12 protein-coding genes and 2 pseudogenes are annotated in these 17,854 nt (G+C 68.3%); 11 read left to right on the top strand and 3 right to left on the bottom strand.

Annotation, left to right across the window (positions count from 1 at the left end; all coding sequences use genetic code 11):
- Positions 1-207: 207 nt before the first annotated feature.
- A complete protein-coding gene (locus AB0M76_RS12045) occupies positions 208-528 on the bottom strand; it encodes a hypothetical protein (protein ID WP_365952738.1) in 321 nt (106 codons plus the stop codon).
- A 354-nt stretch (positions 529-882) separates the two neighbouring features.
- On the opposite strand from AB0M76_RS12045, the gene AB0M76_RS12040 reads away from it, so the two are divergent.
- On the top strand, positions 883-1,656 hold the full coding sequence (locus tag AB0M76_RS12040; RefSeq protein WP_365952737.1) for a response regulator transcription factor: 774 nt from the start codon (positions 883-885) through the stop codon (positions 1,654-1,656).
- 486 nt (positions 1,657-2,142) lie between these two features.
- Here the strand turns inward: AB0M76_RS12040 and AB0M76_RS12035 are convergent, their stop codons facing one another.
- The gene (locus tag AB0M76_RS12035; protein ID WP_365952736.1) at positions 2,143-2,481 is read right to left on the bottom strand and encodes a hypothetical protein; all 339 of its coding nucleotides are present in this window, start codon (positions 2,479-2,481) and stop codon (positions 2,143-2,145) included.
- A gap of 246 nt (positions 2,482-2,727) precedes the next feature.
- Here AB0M76_RS12035 and AB0M76_RS12030 point away from each other — a divergent pair.
- The 9 genes and pseudogenes from AB0M76_RS12030 to AB0M76_RS11990 form a co-directional block, all read left to right on the top strand.
- Positions 2,728-2,922 (top strand): annotated as a pseudogene (locus AB0M76_RS12030) (hypothetical protein); the annotation flags it as partial.
- A gap of 61 nt (positions 2,923-2,983) precedes the next feature.
- Complete coding sequence (locus tag AB0M76_RS12025) at positions 2,984-4,177, top strand: recombinase family protein (RefSeq protein ID WP_365952735.1); 1,194 nt, start codon at positions 2,984-2,986, stop codon at positions 4,175-4,177.
- A 335-nt stretch (positions 4,178-4,512) separates the two neighbouring features.
- A complete protein-coding gene (locus AB0M76_RS12020; protein WP_365952734.1) occupies positions 4,513-5,031 on the top strand; it encodes a DUF6879 family protein in 519 nt (172 codons plus the stop codon).
- A gap of 12 nt (positions 5,032-5,043) precedes the next feature.
- A pseudogene (locus AB0M76_RS12015) lies at positions 5,044-5,295 on the top strand (helix-turn-helix transcriptional regulator); the annotation flags it as partial.
- A 568-nt stretch (positions 5,296-5,863) separates the two neighbouring features.
- Entirely contained in the window at positions 5,864-7,927 is a 2,064-nt protein-coding gene (locus AB0M76_RS12010) for a thioredoxin domain-containing protein (protein ID WP_365952733.1), read from the top strand.
- Positions 7,928-8,181: 254 nt separating this feature from the next.
- Positions 8,182-9,489 (top strand): glycosyltransferase, encoded by a 1,308-nt coding sequence (locus AB0M76_RS12005; protein ID WP_365952732.1) that lies wholly within the window; start codon positions 8,182-8,184, stop codon positions 9,487-9,489.
- Positions 9,486-11,198, top strand: a complete 1,713-nt coding sequence (locus AB0M76_RS12000) for a phospholipid carrier-dependent glycosyltransferase (protein WP_365952731.1) — start codon at positions 9,486-9,488, stop codon at positions 11,196-11,198. The genes AB0M76_RS12005 and AB0M76_RS12000 overlap by 4 nt, the downstream gene beginning before the upstream one ends.
- Before the next feature lie 6 nt (positions 11,199-11,204).
- The gene (locus tag AB0M76_RS11995; protein ID WP_365952730.1) at positions 11,205-12,446 is read left to right on the top strand and encodes a glycosyltransferase family 2 protein; all 1,242 of its coding nucleotides are present in this window, start codon (positions 11,205-11,207) and stop codon (positions 12,444-12,446) included.
- A gap of 38 nt (positions 12,447-12,484) precedes the next feature.
- Positions 12,485-14,908, top strand: a complete 2,424-nt coding sequence (locus AB0M76_RS11990; protein WP_365952729.1) for a galactose oxidase-like domain-containing protein — start codon at positions 12,485-12,487, stop codon at positions 14,906-14,908.
- A gap of 69 nt (positions 14,909-14,977) precedes the next feature.
- On the opposite strand, the gene AB0M76_RS11985 is transcribed toward AB0M76_RS11990, so the two are convergent.
- Positions 14,978-15,595, bottom strand: a complete 618-nt coding sequence (locus AB0M76_RS11985; RefSeq protein ID WP_365952777.1) for a hemolysin III family protein — start codon at positions 15,593-15,595, stop codon at positions 14,978-14,980.
- 307 nt (positions 15,596-15,902) lie between these two features.
- Here AB0M76_RS11985 and AB0M76_RS11980 point away from each other — a divergent pair, with 307 nt between their 5' ends.
- Positions 15,903-17,738, top strand: coding sequence for a phosphoenolpyruvate carboxykinase (GTP) (locus AB0M76_RS11980; RefSeq protein WP_365952728.1), 1,836 nt, complete (start codon positions 15,903-15,905; stop codon positions 17,736-17,738).
- Positions 17,739-17,854: the final 116 nt, after the last annotated feature.

Below are 17,854 nucleotides of genomic sequence, written 5' to 3'. Positions count from 1 at the left end.
GGTGTCGATGTGGGTGCCGTCCGCCGCTACGGCGGTGCCGTCGCCCCATGCCTGGGAGATGTCGAGGCGGGCGTGCGCGTTGACCGGGTCGGCGATTGCTTGGCCGCCTCGTACGGGCCCACGTAGCGGCCGACGGGATACCCGGCATCCGCTGCCGCCGCGGCGGCGGACCGCAGTCGGAGCCTGCGCGGTCTGCTTCAACCGGTTCTACTGCATCGTGCCGTCGCTGTCGCGCTCGGCCGGCAGCCGCAGCAGCCCCGCCCGCTGGGCAGCGCTCATGCGGTCGTGGATGCCACGGCAGAACGCGAGCTGATGGCCGTCGGAGTCCATCCGCTCGGCGGCCCACGCCGCCTCCTCCCGCGTCGGCGCGAAGCCGGACAGACGCGACAGACCACCGTGGCGCAGCATGTCCAGGTCGTCGATGCTGTCCGCCCCAGCCACCATCCCACCCACGATCGACAGCGCCTTCACGTCGGCGGCCGTCCCGGCGCCGTTGGCCACGCCGACGAGTTTCACCTTCTCGGCCACCAGGGCGGGCAGAGCGCACCGCTCGGCCAACCGGATAGTCGGGATAGACCCGGCATACGCGATCAGATCGGGGTCATCGAACGCGGCAAACAGTTCCGCGGGCCTGTGAAGCTTTCACTACAGAGGTGCCTTGTCGATCGAGCGTGGTGGAAGCCTAGGAACTCCCACCATCGCAGGTCGGCAGGCACCTCTTACTATTCCCCGTCCACCGACTGCCCATCACGCGCTGGCTAGTTCGGGGTGGACAGTTCCCGTCACTACGTGCCATCCTCATCTATCAAGCGTCGAAACCTTCCACATTTAAACGCGAGAGAACGGGGGAATCGCTGATATGGGTAACGGGGGACTGCTGATATGAGCAGCGTGAAGAATAGGTTGACTTGGCAACCTATTTCGAGCAGCGGAAATCACGAAAACTACAGCAGTCAGGTAGACTATTTGGCACCTGATGTATCTGGCAGACGAGTTTCCCCGCAAGCTGGACGATCCCTGTTGCAGACTGAGATAGCGCTGATAATCGAAGACGACATTCGTCGATACAGCATCGAGGGAATGCTTCGTTCGCTCGGCATCCAGTCGGCAGTGCAATCCATCACGGATATCGAAGATCTCTCGGCATTCTGCAACGGCCAGCTGGTCATTTCAGACAGCAATGCTTTGAGGTCTGTGCCTGGCGAGATCGCTGAAAAGCTGCGCATCCAGAACATACATGTGCTGATACTGGTAGATTCGGCAGACGTTGTTGAGCAATCCTGGGTCGATCATGCAAGCGGTTTCCTGGACTGGGCAGATCTTCGCCCCGAGACCCTGCGCGAAGCGATCGTCGACGTGAAGGCTGGACGATTTCATGTGTCGGCGACCCTGGCGCGACGATCCTTGACGGCGCCCGACCAAGCCGGTGATGACGCCACCTCGAAGCGCGCGTCGATGATTGCGCTGACGGCACGTGAGCACCAGGTACTGCGCCTCATTGCCGAGGGGTCAAGTAACCGGCAAGTCGCTCGATCGCTGAGTATCTCTGAGCATGGAGTCAAACGCACGGTCGGCATCATTTTGGCCAAGCTCAATTGCCCAAATCGGACTCTTGCGGTCGTTCGGGCCATGGAGTCGGGGCTCCTCGTTATGTGAGGTATCGACCGATTCGCGAAGTTCTGTCCGTCGGCATGGCTAGTCCGAAAATGTACTTCGTGGTGATTGGTGTGCGGATGGGCGATGTGGGCGTGACGGGGCCGCCCGGGGTCGTGGTCGAGAGCGCGACAGACCGCGTCATGAGGCAGGCTGTCCTCCCTCGGTCACGGCCTGCCGCTGCCTGACGAGCAAGCCGCAAAGGGCCGGGGCATTCGCGAATGCCCCGGCCCTTAAATCTGTGCATTGCAGCCCTGAACTTCTCCTTCGGGTTATTGATTCCAGATGGGAATAAGCCTCTTGGGGTTGGGTGTCTTGTTTCCCTTCCGCCCCGGCCGCACCTGGATTGCGGCGAATGCCTCGAACAATGCTTTCCGCTTTTGTTCGAGGTCGTATTCTCCGGCCGGTCGCTTTCGATTACGTCGCCCGGTGATTTTCTTTCGGCCTGGGAGGCCGACTCGAACTGTGCGCGTTCGCGTCGCAGCGCCTTTACGTCCTTCTCTGTCTTCGGAGCCGGCCGGTAGACCAGTTCGCTACTGATCTTGTCCGTGTTCCACTGCTCTTCCAGCTGGGCCAACTTTGTCGGCCCGCTTCCGCAGTCGGCTTTTCCTCGGCCAGTTTCGCCAGGAGCATGGCCTCGCCCTTGATCCGTTCATCGATCGACCAGGTCAGGAACATCGCCTCGTCGGGCCGCAGGGTCTTGCGGTCCTCTTCCCGGCCGAAGGGCCGCGGCCCGCTGTGCGGGAGGCCGTCAAGGATTCGGTCCTGGTGCCGGTCGCGAATGCGGCGCCTCTTCTTCACGGACTCCGCCTTGTTGACCACTGCCATGACGCCGGTCTTGATTATCTCGCTCTCCTCGGTGAGATCTATCTGGGTTGCAGAAGCGCCGACTTGTGCCGAGAGTCAGGGCGTCCGCGAATTCTTCCCAGCGTGCGCTGGACTCGGTTCTGGTCGGCGCAGATGACCCCGTGCGCCGGGTAGCCCTCGGGGGATATGTCCGCGCCGCAGGTCGCGAAAGCCGCAACTGAAAGTCGAAGCGGGGCACAGTGCGACTCGAATTTCAGTCGAGGCGTACTGGCGCAGGCGCTGCTCGGGCTGACGCGGGAGTACGACGCCGTCCGCGGCGGATTCGGCGGGGCGTCGAAGTTCCCGCCGTCCATGGTGCTGGAGTTCCTGCTGCGTCACCACGCGCGCACCGGGGGCGAGGGGGCGCTGCAGATGGCCGCCGACACCTGTGAGGCCATGGCCCGCGGCGGGATCTACGACCGACCGCCGGCAATCGCGACTCGTCTCCGTTTCCGAAGGGCTGGACTCGTCGCAGGGCGGCCGCATGGTCTTCGCGATCCTGAGTGAACGTGCCAGGGAGGAAGCGAAGGACATAGCGAAGCGAGTGAAGATCGGCCATGACTCGCACAAGGCGGAAGGCCGAAGGGGAACGGGCAGGCCCCCGTTCGGTCTCTACAGCGCGCCCGGAAGCGGCAAGGTCGAACCTCATCCCGACGAGTACGACACGGCCCGCAGGCTGGCGGATCTCTTGCTCGACAAGAGGACGACGAAGGACACCTCCCACCAACTCAATGAGGAGGGGTATCGGACCCGGAGCGGTGCCACCTGGTCGCCCACGGCGGTGAGCAAGCTGGCTCAGTCCCCGCTTTTCGCGGGCATGGTCCCAGTCCGGCGGCGCAAGACGGACGAGCACGGCAACCCCTTGGACAGTTGGGAGGGGTACGGCGAGCCTCTGCGCAATGAGAAGGGCGAAGTCGTCATGTGTGGCAAGGGGGTCGTGACGCCGGGCGAGTGGTCCAAAATCAAGGCGCTCATTGCCGAGCGGACCGACGAACGGTGGGCGAAGGGGAAGCCGGAAGCGAAGTATCTGGGCACGGGGAGCTACCGATGCGGGCGGCTACGGGACAAGAAGGGCACGGGGGAGCTTGAGTCGTGTGGTGGCTCGATGAGTCACCGTGGCGGACGCTACCGGTGTGAGGTCCGGCAGACGCGGGGCAAGTCCATCTGCGAGGGAGTGGTGACCCTTGCCGACCGCATCGACCGCGCGGTCGGACAGGCTTGGGTCCACCACATCACGGCCCTTGAACCTGGTGACCCGGTGGTCATCGAGATAGCCCGCCGGTGGCTCGCCTTCGCGGACCCAGAGACGCAGGCGAAGAAGGACGAGGCTCAGAAGGCCCTTGAGGCGGCCCAGCGGCGTGTGAAGAAGCTCGAAGACGACTTCTACGTGTACGGGAAGATGGACGAAGAGCGCTTCGAGGAGTTGAGCGAAGGGCAGCGCGCCGTCATCGAGAGCACCACCGCGATCCTTGAGGCACTGGACGCGGAGGCAGACCTCTCGCCCCTCACGCAGGTCGACACCTTGCGTGAGGCGTGGGAAGCGGCGGATATGGCGGACAAGCGGATGCTCCTGAAGTGCGCCCTTGGAAAGAAGGGGATCACGGTCAAGCCCGCCGTGCGGCAAGGGGACCACACTCCGATCTTGGAACGGATGGAGTTCGACTGGTTGTCGAGGTAGGACGCCGCCACTGAGAGGTGAGTTCGCCGCTGGACCCCTACGTGGTGACGAAGTGACGGAATGACGATTAGTTCTGTTCCATGCATAGAACCAAAACACCATCTGTAAGAGGTAACCCGGATTCAGGGTCACTTCGTCACTTCGTCACCGCTCGCGCTTCCCGCCGCTCTCACGCGCTGCCCCGTACCAGGCGACTGAGGAAGAGGTGACGTGCCAGGAGATTGGCTCGATCCCAGGCCACTCCACGGACGTACCGGACCACGAGACGATCATCAGGCTCCCGTCGGTCATGCTGAAGTTCATCCCGCGCCTGGACGACAACGGAGAGGCAGCAAGTGCAGCCACCCGCCCGTAACGCACTGGCCCAGGCCCGGCACTCCGCCGTGCACCTTGAGATGCGTGACAGCTACATGCGCGACGACCCTGAGTTCATCGCATGGCAGAACGGCAAGCGAATCGACCTCGCTGACCGGACGTCGTGGTGGGGTGGCTGGCACGATGCGGTGAGCGCTGCCAATGCGCGCGGGGTGGTGGTCCGCCGGGCCCGGATCGTGTCCGAGCCGATCAGCGACTACGCGCGGTACGAGTACGACTGCACGTTCACCAACCTGGCTGCGGGTGAGTTGGTCCGCTGGCTGCCCCGGCGGCAGACGACGGACCTGGCGTTGCCGGGTACGGACTTCTGGGTCTTCGATGGCGGACAAGCCCTCTTCCACCACTTCACGGGGGACGGGCAGTTGGACGAGGACGGGCGGGAGTACACCGACGACGCCGCGAGGGTGAGCTTGTGCACCACGGCCTTTGAGGCGGTGTGGCAGCGAGCCATTCCGCACGAGGAGTACAAGCCGCGCTGACCGGCCACGACCATGGCTCTCTCTCCGTCTTCGAGCGCCCAGCAAGCCCGGCAGGCTCTTGCGAACCGACTCGCTGAGCTCTGCCGGGACGCCGGGCTGAACGGGCGCGATCTCGCCCGCCTGTGCGGGTGGCACCCGTCGAAGTCCTCCCGGATCATGAACGCCCGTACGCCCCCGTCCGCCGATGACATCCGGGCGTGGTGCCGGGCGTGCGGTGCCGAGGGCCAGACAGGCGATCTGATCGCCTCCCTGCGGACGGTCGAAGAGCAATCCCATGTGAGTCGGGGGTCCGCTCTCCCTAGCGTGGTCGTCATCGGACCACGTGAGGGGACAGCGACGATGGCCAGCAAGGCGATTGCAACCGACACCGACGCGCGGCAGATGGAGTACAGCACCTACGCCCCGGCGGGCGAGACGTGCCCCGCGTACGCGAAGCCGATCAAGCCCCTTGAGGGCTGTCGTCGGGGGATGCTGGCCCGTCCTGGCGCTGCGCTCGCTGTCGCATACCGGCACAGCGAGTGCGCCCCGAAGCGTGCCGCGTAGTGGTCGGCAGCGGGGACATCGGGAAGCCGGTCAGGACGCCGCCAGGAGGGTAGGCATCCTGCGCGAAGTGATCCCCGATTGGGAGGAACGGACCAAGCTCTCCAGCGAGCACCGCAGGACCCTCACGGCATTCGTGGGCCCCGAACGGGGAGGACGTAAGTGGATGGCTCGCCCTTCGGTTCTGAGTCCCGCGTGAGGCTGTCGCGCACTGAGTCGGGCCTTCTCCGACCCGTGCGCTGCCCCTGTGGCGCATGGGCGGGGCGGAGGCCGGGTGCGCAAGGATGGGGGTATGCCGAACCGACTTGCGCAGGCCACATCCCCCTACCTCCTCCAGCACGCGGACAACCCAGTCGACTGGTGGCCGTGGGAGACCGGAGCGTTCGAAGAAGCCCGGCGGCGCAACGTCCCCGTGTTCTTGAGCGTCGGCTACAGCGCGTGCCACTGGTGCCATGTCATGGCGCACGAGTCTTTCGAGGACGACGACGCCGCTGTGTACATGAACGAGCATTTCGTGTCCGTCAAGGTGGACCGTGAAGAGCGGCCCGACGTGGACGCCGTCTACATGGAGGCCGTGCAGGCCGCCACTGGGCAGGGCGGCTGGCCGATGTCCGTCTTCATGACGCCGGACGGGGAGCCGTTCTACTTCGGCACGTACTTCCCGCCGGAGCCCCGCCACGGGATGCCGTCCTTCCGGCAGGTACTCGAAGGCGTCCACAGCGCGTGGACGAGTCGGCGCGACGAGGTGGGCGAGGTCGCCGCGAAGATCACCAGGGACATTGCCGGGCGGGAGCTGAGTATCGAGTCCGCAGGGTTGCCCACCGGCGAGACTCAGGCCCTGGCGCTCCTCCAACTGACCCGGGACATCGACCCCGCGAGCGGCTGGTTCAAGGGAGACACCAAGTTCCCGCCGTCGATGGTGATCGAGTTCCTGTTGCGCCACCACGCGCGTGCCGGTTCCGTGGCGGCGCTGGAGATGGCAGAGGGGCTGTGCGGCGCGATGGCTCGTTCGAGCCTGTACGACCAGGTGGGAGGCGGGTTCCACCGGTACGTACTCACGCCGAGGAATGGTGGACCTCTGGTACCCCACTTCGAAAAGATGCTTTACGACAATGCGCTGCTGTGCCGGGTGTACGCGCACCTGTGGCGGGCCACCGGGTCGGACCTCGCGCGGCGCGTCGCGCTCGAGACCGCCGACTTCATGGTGGGCGAGCTGCGCACCGCCGAGGGCGGCTTCGCCTCCGCGCTCGATGCGGACAGCGAGGACCCGCTGACCGGCAAGCACGTGGAGGGTGCGTACTACGCCTGGACGCCCGCCCAGTTGGCCGAGGTGCTCGGCGAGGACGACAGTGCGCTGGCCGCCGCGTACTTCGGGGTGACGGACGAGGGCACCTTCGAGCACGGCGCGTCCGTGCTCCAGCTGCCGCAGGACGGGCCCGTCGTGGACGCCGGGGTGATCGCCGGGATCAGGGAGCGGCTGCTCGCGGCGCGCGCCGGGCGGCCCGCGCCCGGGCGGGACGACAAGGTCGTCGCCGCCTGGAACGGGCTGGCGATCGCGGCGCTCGCCGAGTGCGGGGCGTACTTCGACCGGCCGGACCTGGTCGAGCGGGCCACCGAGGCCGCGGACCTCCTCGTCCGGGTGCACATGGACGGCCGGGCGCGGCTGGCCCGGACCAGCAAGGACGGGCGCGTCGGCGTCAACGCCGGGGTCCTGGAGGACTACGGCGACGTCGCCGAGGGTTTCCTCGCGCTGGCATCCGTGACCGGCGAGGGGGTCTGGCTGGAGTTCGCCGGGTTCCTCGTCGACCTGGTCCTGGACCGGTTCACCGCCGAGGACGGCTCCCTCTACGACACCGCGCACGACGCCGAGCAGCTCATCCGCCGGCCCCAGGACCCGACCGATACCGCGGCCCCCTCGGGCTGGACGGCCGCGGCGGGCGCGCTTCTCTCGTACGCGGCGCACACGGGCTCGCAGGCGCACCGCACGGCGGCCGAGCGGGCGCTGGGGGTGGTGCACGCGCTGGGTCCGCGCGTTCCGCGCTTCATCGGGCACGGGCTCGCGGTGGCGGAGGCGTTGCTCGACGGTCCGCGCGAGGTGGCCGTGGTGGGGCACCCGGAGGATCCGGCTCTGGCCGGGCTGCACCGGGCGGCGTTGCTGGGGACGGCTCCCGGGGCTGTGGTGGCGGTCGGTCTGCCGCGGGCGGCCGACGGCAGTGGGGGCGAGTTCCCCCTCCTGGCCGAGCGCACACTCGTACACGACCTTCCCACGGCGTATGTGTGTCGACATTTCGTCTGCGCGCGGCCTACGGCAGACCCGGTCGAGCTTGCCGACCAGTTGGGTGCGGTTCATACCTGAATCTGCCGGAGTGCCGTCAATTCCGGTTACCTGTAGGCACGTTCGGAAACGTATTTTTTATCTCCGCAGTGCCTGAGTTTCATTTTTGCTGCCTAGTCTCGTGTCTTCGGAGTCGCTGGGGAGTCGCCGGAACAGCGCACTGGGGGGTGCGCCCGAGGGGGAAGCAGGGGCAGGCGGGCCGGGGGGCCCGCCTTGATCCCCTGGGGGGTTTGCCGATCGCCGCCTGGTGTCGCGGCATGTCTGTGGGGGACGTTTTGTACACCTCTGTTGTCATATCCGTGATTTCGTTTGCGCTCTTCTGGATGGCCGCTTTCACGCTGTGGTGGCAGATGCACGCGTGGCGCACGCCCGAGACGCTCGCCTCCACCCGGTTCGACCGCCCCGACGGCGAGGGCCGGCTGGCCTTCTCGCTGCTCCTGCCGGCCCGGCACGAGCAGGCGGTCCTGCAGCACACGATCGAGCGGCTGCTCGAATCGAGCCACACCGACTACGAGATCATCGTCATCGTCGGGCACGACGACCCGGAGACCGCCGCCGTCGCCGAGGCCGCCGCCGCCCATGCGCCCGAACGGGTACGGGTCGTCGTCGACCACCACGAGACCAAGAACAAGCCGAAGGCCCTCAACACCGCCCTCCCGCACTGCCGGGGCGACATCGTCGGGGTCTTCGACGCCGAGGACCAGGTCCACCCCGAGCTGCTCGCCCACGTCGACCACGCCTTCCGCTCGACCGCGGCCGACGTGGTCCAGGGCGGGGTCCAGCTCATCAACTTCCACTCGAGCTGGTACAGCCTGCGCAACTGCCTGGAGTACTTCTTCTGGTTCCGCTCCCGGCTGCATCTGCACGCCGAGAAGGGGTTCATCCCGCTCGGCGGCAACACCGTCTTCGTCCGCACCGAGGTGCTCCGCGAGGCCGGCGGCTGGGACCAGAACTGCCTGGCCGAGGACTGCGACCTGGGCGTACGGCTCTCCTCGGTCGGCAAGAAGGTGGTCGTCGCGTACGACTCCGACATGGTCACCCGCGAGGAGACGCCCGGCTCGCTGATGAGCCTGCTCAAGCAGCGCACCCGCTGGAACCAGGGCTTCCTCCAGGTCTACCGGAAGAAGGACTGGCAGCAGCTGCCCGGCCGCGGCCAGCGCTGGCTGGCCCGCTACACGCTGATGACGCCGTTCATGCAGGCCGCGTCCGGGGTGATCATCCCGGTGAACTTCGCCGTGGCAGTCTTCCTCGATGTGCCGGTCGGCGTCGCGATCATCACCTTCCTGCCGATGATCACGGCGATGGTGACGTTCGTCTTCGAGATCGTCGGCCTGCACGACTTCGGCCGGCAGTACGGCCTGCGCGTCCGCTTCGTGCACTACGTAAAGCTCGTCGTCGGCGGCCCGTTCTACCAGGTGATGCTGGCGGGCGCCGCGATCCGTGCGGTCTGGCGCGAACAGCGCGGCCGCAACGAGTGGGAGCTGACCAGCCACACCGGCGCCCACCTCACTCCGATCAGCGCCACCGCCGGGGTCTCCACCGCCGGCGCGTCCACCGCGATCCGAGAGGACAGCCGCCAGTGACCGCCACCCTGCCCACGGCCACTGATCCCCAGCCCGGTGCCGCCACGACCGTCGCCGCCACGACCGTCGCCGAGCCCCGCGTCCCCGCCCAGCGCGGTCCGAGCAGCCCCGGCAGCCGCGGCGGCCTCGGGGTCCGGCCGCCCGCCCCGGCCCACCCCCTCGTCCGCTTCCGCTCCTCCCGCCCCGACCTGCTGCTCTGCGGGGCCGTCCTGCTCGCGATCGTGCTCGTCCAGGGCTGGAACATCACGCAGTTCCCGACCCTGAGCGACGACGAGGGCACCTACCTTGCCCAGGCGTGGGCCGTCCAACAGGGCGACGGCCTCGCGCACTACACGTACTGGTACGACCATCCGCCGCTGGGCTGGATACAGATAGCCGGCCTGACGTACCTGCCCTCCCTCTTCGTGCCCGACTGGATGACCGTCGCGCCGATGCGCTTCTCGATGGTCGGCGTCTGCGCCGTCAGCTCCGTGCTGATCTACGTCCTCGCGCGCCGGCTGTGGCTGCCGCGCTGGGCGGCTGGACTGGCGATGGCGCTCTTCGGGCTCTCCCCGCTCTCCGTCGTGCTTCAGCGGGAGATCTTCCTCGACAACCTCGCCGTGATGTGGATGCTGCTGGCCTTCTGCCTGGCCGCGTCCCCCAGCCGCCACCTGTGGCACCACTTCGGGTCCGGACTCGCGGCCGCCACCGCCGTCCTGACCAAGGAGACGATGCTGGTGGTGCTGCCGGCGCTGCTGGTGACGATGTGGCGCCACAGCCACCGGGACACCCGCAAGTTCGCCGTCACCGGAGCCATCACGGCCTGCGCGCTCATCGGGCTCTCGTACCCCCTGTACGCGCTGCTCAACAGCGAACTGCTGCCCGGCGCCGGGCACGTCTCGCTGATCGACGGCATCACGTACCAGATGAGCCGCCCCGGCTCGGGCTTCATCCTCACCCCCGGCTCCGGTTCGAACGGCGTGTTCCGGTCCTGGCTGTACTACGACACCGTCCTGCCGCTCGGCGGACTGGCGGGCGCGCTCCTGCTGATCGTCACCATCCGCTGGTCGGTCACCGCCCGAGCCCTCGCGGGCCCCGCGCTCGCCGCCGTCATCCTCGCGGCCGTCGCGCTGCGGCCCTCCGGCTACCTGCCGGCGATGTACGTGATCCAGGCGCTGCCGTTCCTCGCGCTGGTTCTCGCCGGGGGCGCGGCCAGCGTCACGCACGCCGTGCTGCGCCGCCGCCGTACGCCGGGGGAGCGCCGGTCCCTGACGTACGGGCGCCGGGTGCTGATCGGCGTACTCGCCGCGGCCGCCGCGGTGTACGTCCTGCCGCGCTGGTACGACGGCAACCGGACGGCGCTCACGGCCGACGCGAACGCCCCGTACCGGCAGGCCGCCGCCTGGCTCGGCCGGGAGGTCCCCGACCCGGGGCGCACCCGGGTCCTGGTCGACGACGCGCTCTGGCTGGACGCCGTCCACCACGGCTTCGAGCCCGGGCTCGGCGCGATCTGGTTCTACAAGGCCGATCTCGACCCGGCCGTCACCAAGACGCTGCCGCGCGGCTGGCGGGACATCGACTACGTGGTCTCCTCGCCCACCGTCCGCCGGGATGCGGTGGACCTGCCCAACGTGAAGGCGGCGCTGGAGCATTCGACCGCGGTGGCCGTCTTCGGCTCCGGCGAGGACCGCATCGAGATCCGCAGGACCGACCGAGTCGACGGGAGCTGATCCGCCATGAGCGAGGACCTGTGGACCCCGCATGCCCTGAGCAATGCGGAACTTTCCATTCCGGCGCTGTCGATTCCGGCGCTGTCCGATTCGGACGGGGTGGTGGCAGGCAGCGTCACCCTCATCATCCCGACCTTCAACGAAGCGGGGAACATCGGTGAGTTGCTGAGCCGGCTCGCCGACTCGCTCCCCGCCCACCTGCCCTGCGAGGTCCTGTTCGTGGACGACTCCACGGACGACACCCCGGCCGTCATCGAGAAGGCCGCCCTCGACCTGCCCTTCCCGGTCTCCGTCCTGCACCGGGAGAGCGCGTCCGGCGGCCTCGGCGGCGCCGTCGTCGAAGGAGTGCTGGCCCTTGGTGAAGAGGGGCCCGGCACGGACTGGATCGTCGTCATGGACGCCGACCTCCAGCACCCGCCGCACCTGGTGCCCGAGCTCGTGGGCGAGGGCGAACGCACCGGCGCCGACCTCGTGGTCGCCTCCCGCTACATCCCGGGCGGCAGCCGGGCCGGGCTCGCCGGGAGCTACCGCATCGCCGTCTCGCGCGGCGCCACCTGGCTGACCAAGGGGCTCTTCCCGCGCGCCCTGCGCGGGATCAGCGACCCGATGAGCGGCTTCTTCGCCATGCGCCGCGCGGTCGTCACCGCGGACGCCCTCAAACCCCTCGGCTACAAGATCCTGCTGGAACTGGCGGTGCGCTGCCGCCCCGCCAAGGTCGCCGAGGTGCCGTTCGTCTTCCAGGACCGCTACTCCGGCGAGTCCAAGTCGAGCGCCCGCGAGGGGATGCGGTTCCTGGCCCACCTGGCCGCGCTGCGTTCGGCGACCCCGCTGGCCCGGATGATCGGCTTCGGGCTGATCGGGCTCTCCGGCTTCGTCCCGAACCTGTTCGCGCTGTGGCTCCTCACGCACGCCGGGATGCACTACCTGCCGGCCGAGATCGCCGCCAACCAGGCCGGGGTGCTCTGGAACTTCGTCCTCATCGAGACGCTGCTCTTCCGCGACCGGCGCCGCCACCGCCACTGGGCGGACCGCATCGGCCGCTTCGCCGTGCTGGCCAATGCCGACCTGCTGCTGCGCATCCCGCTGATCGCCCTGTTCGTCGGCAGGTTCGGCATGGAGGTGCTGTCCTCCACCGCCCTCGCCCTGGTCACCACCTTCGTCCTGCGGTTCGCGGCCACCGAGGCCCTCGTCTACCTGCCGCGCAAGACGCGTAGCCGTACGCGTACCGCACGTCCCACCAGGAGTTGAGCCGCAAGCACAGAACAAGAACAGAAGGGAACTTGTCCATGCCAGCGAACATCCGGCGGAAGGCCGGGCGGCGCGCCGCCCTGGCCGCCGTCGGGGCGATGACCGCGGGCCTGCTGCTCACCGCACCGCAGCAGGCCACGGCCGGACCGCCCAATCTGCTCACCAATTCCGGTTTCGAGACCGCCGGCGCACCCGGCGACGACATGCCCTCCTGCTGGGAGAAGTCCGGCTGGGGGGACAACGACTTCACCTACGCCACCGTCGCCGACGCGCACAGCGGCACCAAGGCCATGAAGGTCTCGCTGACCAGCCGCCTCAGCGGTGACCGCAAGGCGCTGGTCACCGAGAACACCACCTGCGCCCCGACCGTCGTGCCGGGCAGGCAGTACGACCTGTCCGCCTGGTACAAGTCGAACACCCCGGACGTGTCGGTGACCGTGTTCCGCCACGACACCACCGCGGGCTGGCAGTACTGGACCGACCTGCAGAATCCGCCGGTCAGCGCCGGATGGGCGCGCACGGAGGTCCGTACGCCCGCCGTCCCGCCCGGCACCGACAAGATCACGTGGGGGCTCTCGGTCTACGGGGTGGGCACCCTCACCACCGACGACTACGCGTTGGAGGAGGTCGGCGCGGCCCCGCCGCAGCCGGGGTGCACAGGCACGGCCGAGCAGTGCGCCAAGGGCAAGTGGGAGGTGATCCCGGCCAAGAACCCGGTGCGTTCGATGCACGCCGTCGTACTCAAGAACGGCAAGGTGCTGCTGATCGCGGGCTCGGGCAACGACATCGCCCAGTTCAACGCGGGTACGTTCACCTCGGCCGTGTACGACCCGGCGAACGGGTCCTTCAAGACGATCCCGACGCCGGTCGACATGTTCTGCTCGGGGCACGTGCAGCTGTCGGACGGCCGGGTGCTCGTGATGAGCGGCAACAAGGGGTACCCGTCCGCCGACGGCAAGATCGGCTACCAGGGGCTGAAGGACAGTTACGTCTTCGACCCGGCGACCGAGGCGTACACGAAGACCAACGACATGAACGGCGGGCACTGGTACCCGTCGGCGACGGTCCTCGGCAACGGCGACGTGATCTCCTTCGGCGGCCTGAAGGAGGACTCGACGGGCAACGTGACCGCGGAGAAGTTCTCGGCGGCGCAGGGCAAGTGGCTCCCGATGAACGAGGTCAACCAGACCTGGTCGTACTGGGGCCTGTACCCGTCGATGATCCTGATGCAGGACGGGCGGCTCTTCTACTCGGGCAGCCACACCTTCGGCAACGGCACGCAGGGCAGCGGCGCGTCGATCTACGACTACAACGCCAACACGATCACGGACGTGCCCGGGCTGCGCAAGAAGGACGAGCGCGACGAGTCGGCGAGCGTGCTGCTGCCGCCCGCACAGGACCAGCGGGTCCTGACCGTCGGAGGCGGCAACAACGAGTCGAACCCGGCGGCGAACCGGCTCACCGAGCTGATCGACCTGAAGGCGCCGAGCCCCGCGTACACCGCAGGTCCCGACCTGCCGCAGGGCCTGGTCGACGTGGGCGGGGTCAAGCGGGCGCAGGCCGGGGCCGAGGGCAAGATGTACGTGTCCGCCGTCCTGCTCCCGGACGGCAAGGTGCTGGAGACCGGCGGCGGGCTGCACGACCGGGCCGACCCGGTGTACGAGGCCTCGTTCTTCGACCCGGTGACCAACACCTACAAGGCCGGGCTGCCGGCCGACCCGATCCCGCGGACGTACCACTCGGGCGCCTTCCTGCTGCCCGACGGGCGGGTCATGACGGTCGGCGACAACCCGGGCAACGGCACGTACAACAACAACGTGTCGATCTACACCCCGCCGTACCTGTTCAAGGGCGCACGCCCGAAGCTCACCTCGGTGATCGACACGCAGTGGGTGTACGGGGACACGCAGCGGATCACCGTCGACCGGCCGATCGCCAAGGCGGAGCTGATCCGTCCGGCGGCGGTCACGCACTCCTCGGACCCGAACCAGCGGTTCGTGGACCTGCCGATGACGGTGGTCAACAACACGACCGTCGACCTCAACGTCACCAGCAACCCGAACCTCGCACCGCCGGGCTGGTACATGCTCTTCGGGGTCGACGCGAACGGCATCCCGTCGGTGGCGACCTGGGTGCACCTGGGCGGCCCGTCGGCGCTCGCGGCCACGGCGGAAGCCCCGTCGCCGCACGTCCACGACTTCGCGGACGCGCCGCAGGCGGCCCCGAAGCAGAACCCGGGCAAGCGGGACTCGGTGCCCGTCGCCCCGAGCGTGGCCGGCTGCGACCGGCACTACGGCACGGTCAGCCAGTGCGTCCCGACGAACTTCCCGGCGGAGGTGAAGGCGACGACGAAGGCCCGCTGCGACTGGCTGGCCTCCCACCAGTACCCCAAGCGCATGAAGGTCAACGGCAGCGACCCGCTGCGCCTGGACCCGGACGGCGACGGCTACGCCTGTACGTAGCCGCACCGGCAGGACGGAGCCCCGCCGCATACCGCGACGGGGCTCCGCCAGTGCCGGAAGGCCGTGGGGTCAGTGCTGGTAGGCGGCGAGCGAGATGCCGACGTAGTGGGCCACGAAGGCGGCCAGTGTCAGGGAGTGGAAGACCTCGTGGAAGCCGAAGAAGCGGGGGGAGGGGTTCGGGCGCTTGATGCCGTAGATCACGCCGCCCGCGCTGTAGAGGAGCCCGCCGGCGATCACCAGGACCAGGACGGCGATGCCGCCGGTGCGCATGAAGTCGGGGAGGAAGAAGACCGCCGCCCAGCCCATCGCTATGTAGCAGGGGGTGTAGAGCCAGCGCGGGGCGCCGACCCAGAAGACGCGGAAGGCGATGCCGGCCGCGGCCGCGATCCAGACCGCCCACAGGAGCGTCCGTCCGGAGGAGGGCGGGAGCAGGAGCACCGTCAGCGGGGTATAGGTCCCTGCGATGATCAGAAAAATGTTGGCGTGGTCGAGACGCCGCAGGATGGCCTCACCCCGGGGGCCCCAGGTGCCGCGGTGGTACACCGCGCTGACGCCGAACAGCAGGCAGGCCGTGAGGATGTACACCCCGCACGCCACCCTGGCCCGGGTCGACTCGGTGAAGGCCATCAGCGCGAGGCCCGCGACGACGACGGCAGGGAACATCCCGGTGTGCAGCCAGCCGCGCATCAGCGGCTTGGCCTCCTCCGGTGCCTCGGAGGCGTCGGGTGCGACGGGTACGGCGTCGACCGGCACGGCGGCGGCGTCAGAACTCATGGCCGCCATGCTACCTACGGGTCCGTAGGTTTCCGTTAGTGCGCTTTACGGAAGATTGACGGGAGTGGCGATGCTCACGTGAGAGGCCCCCTGGACATATGCGCACATGCACCGGATGATCAGATGAGTGCGGTCGGCACCGGATGAGCGGAGCGCGAAGCATCCGGGTCGCAGCCCCCACGGGGCAAACACCAAACACACCCCTCAACAAGGAGCAATCGTGGCGCGCGACAACGCGGCTCCCACCACCGGTTCGACACTCCCCACCGATCACGCAGAGCTGATCTCCTGGGTGGACGAGATCGCAGCGATCACCCAGCCCGACCGGGTCGTCTGGTGTGACGGCTCCGAGGCCGAGTACGAGCGCCTGTGCGCGGAGCTCGTCGCCAAGGGCACGTTCAAGAAGCTCGACGAGGGCAAGCGCCCCAACTCGTACTACGCCGCCTCCGACCCGTCCGACGTCGCGCGCGTCGAGGACCGGACCTTCATCTGCTCCGAGAAGGAGGAGGACGCGGGCCCGACCAACCACTGGAAGGCCCCGGCCGAGATGAAGGAGATCTTTGCGGGGCAGGAAGGTATCTTCCGCGGCTCCATGAAGGGCCGGACGATGTACGTCGTCCCCTTCTGCATGGGCCCCCTCGGCTCCGAGCTCTCCGCGATCGGCGTCGAGATCACCGACTCCGCCTACGTCGCCGTCGCCATGCGCACCATGACCCGCATGGGCAAGCCCGTCCTGGACGAGCTCGGCACCGACGGGTTCTTCGTCAAGGCCGTCCACACCCTCGGCGCTCCGCTCGCCGAGGGGCAGGCCGACGTGCCGTGGCCCTGCAACACCACCAAGTACATCTCGCACTTCCCGGAGACCCGCGAGATCTGGTCGTACGGCTCGGGCTACGGCGGCAACGCCCTGCTCGGCAAGAAGTGCTACGCGCTGCGCATCGCCTCCGTCATGGCCCGCGACGAGGGCTGGCTCGCCGAGCACATGCTGATCCTCAAGCTCACCCCGCCGCAGGGTGAGGCGAAGTACGTCGCCGCCGCGTTCCCGAGCGCCTGCGGCAAGACGAACCTCGCCATGCTGGAGCCCACGATCCCCAACTGGACGGTCGAGACCATCGGCGACGACATCGCCTGGATGCGCTTCGGCGAGGACGGTCGCCTGTACGCGATCAACCCCGAGGCCGGCTTCTTCGGCGTCGCGCCCGGCACCGGCGAGCACACCAACGCCAACGCCATGAAGACGATGTACGCGAACACCGTCTTCACCAACGTCGCGCTCACCCCGGACGGCTCCGACGTCTGGTGGGAGGGCATGACCGAAGAGGCGCCCGCGCACCTCATCGACTGGAAGGGCAACGACTGGACCCCGGAGTCCCAGACCCCGGCGGCCCACCCCAACGCCCGCTTCGCCGTCCCGGCCTCGCAGTGCCCGACGATCGCCCCCGAGTGGGAGGACCCCAAGGGCGTCCCGATCTCGGCGATCCTCTTCGGCGGCCGCCGCGCCTCCGCCGTGCCGCTGGTCACCGAGTCCTTCGACTGGAACCACGGCGTCTTCATCGGCTCGAACATCGCCTCCGAGAAGACCGCCGCCGCCGAGGGCAAGGTCGGCGAGCTGCGCCGCGACCCGTTCGCCATGCTGCCGTTCTGCGGCTACAACATGGGCGACTACATGGGTCACTGGGTCGACGTCGCGAAGGACAAGGACCAGACCAAGCTCCCGAAGATCTACTACGTGAACTGGTTCCGCAAGAACGACGCGGGCAAGTTCGTGTGGCCGGGCTTCGGCGAGAACAGCCGCGTCCTGAAGTGGATCGTCGAGCGCCTCGACGGCAAGGCCGAGGGCGTCGAGACCCCCATCGGCATCCTGCCGACCGTGGCCTCCCTCGACACCGACGGCCTCGACATCCCGGCCGAGGACCTCGACTTCCTCCTCACCGTCGACAAGGAGGTGTGGCGGGACGAGGCCTCCCTGGTCCCCGAGCACCTGAACACCTACGGCGACCACACTCCCAAGGAGCTGTGGGACCAGTACCACGCGCTCGTGGAGCGCCTGGGCTGAGCCAGGCCGCGCCCTGAAGAAGGGCCAATGAACGTGGGAGCCCCCGACCAAGCGGCGCCCACCGCTGTGGGAGCCCCCGACCAAGCGGTTCCCACCGCAGCACCGGCCAAAAGTCA

The sequence above is a fragment of the Streptomyces sp. NPDC051364 genome (assembly GCF_040682115.1).
Lineage (GTDB): Bacteria > Actinomycetota > Actinomycetes > Streptomycetales > Streptomycetaceae > Streptomyces.
Note: the sequence above shows the minus strand (reverse complement) of the source record. Positions and strands in the feature narration are given on the sequence as shown.

What these genes read in the sequence shown, in the direction of transcription:
- AB0M76_RS12040 (WP_365952737.1), top strand. Translation starts at nt 883, where the DNA reads ATGAGCAGCGTGAAGAATAGGTTGACTTGGCAACCTATTTCGAGCAGC.
- AB0M76_RS12035 (WP_365952736.1), bottom strand. Translation starts at nt 2,481, where the DNA reads ATGGCAGTGGTCAACAAGGCGGAGTCCGTGAAGAAGAGGCGCCGCATT.
- AB0M76_RS12025 (WP_365952735.1), top strand. Translation starts at nt 2,984, where the DNA reads ATGGTCTTCGCGATCCTGAGTGAACGTGCCAGGGAGGAAGCGAAGGAC.
- AB0M76_RS12010 (WP_365952733.1), top strand. Translation starts at nt 5,864, where the DNA reads ATGCCGAACCGACTTGCGCAGGCCACATCCCCCTACCTCCTCCAGCAC.
- AB0M76_RS11995 (WP_365952730.1), top strand. Translation starts at nt 11,205, where the DNA reads ATGAGCGAGGACCTGTGGACCCCGCATGCCCTGAGCAATGCGGAACTT.
- AB0M76_RS11990 (WP_365952729.1), top strand. Translation starts at nt 12,485, where the DNA reads ATGCCAGCGAACATCCGGCGGAAGGCCGGGCGGCGCGCCGCCCTGGCC.
- AB0M76_RS11985 (WP_365952777.1), bottom strand. Translation starts at nt 15,595, where the DNA reads ATGCGCGGCTGGCTGCACACCGGGATGTTCCCTGCCGTCGTCGTCGCG.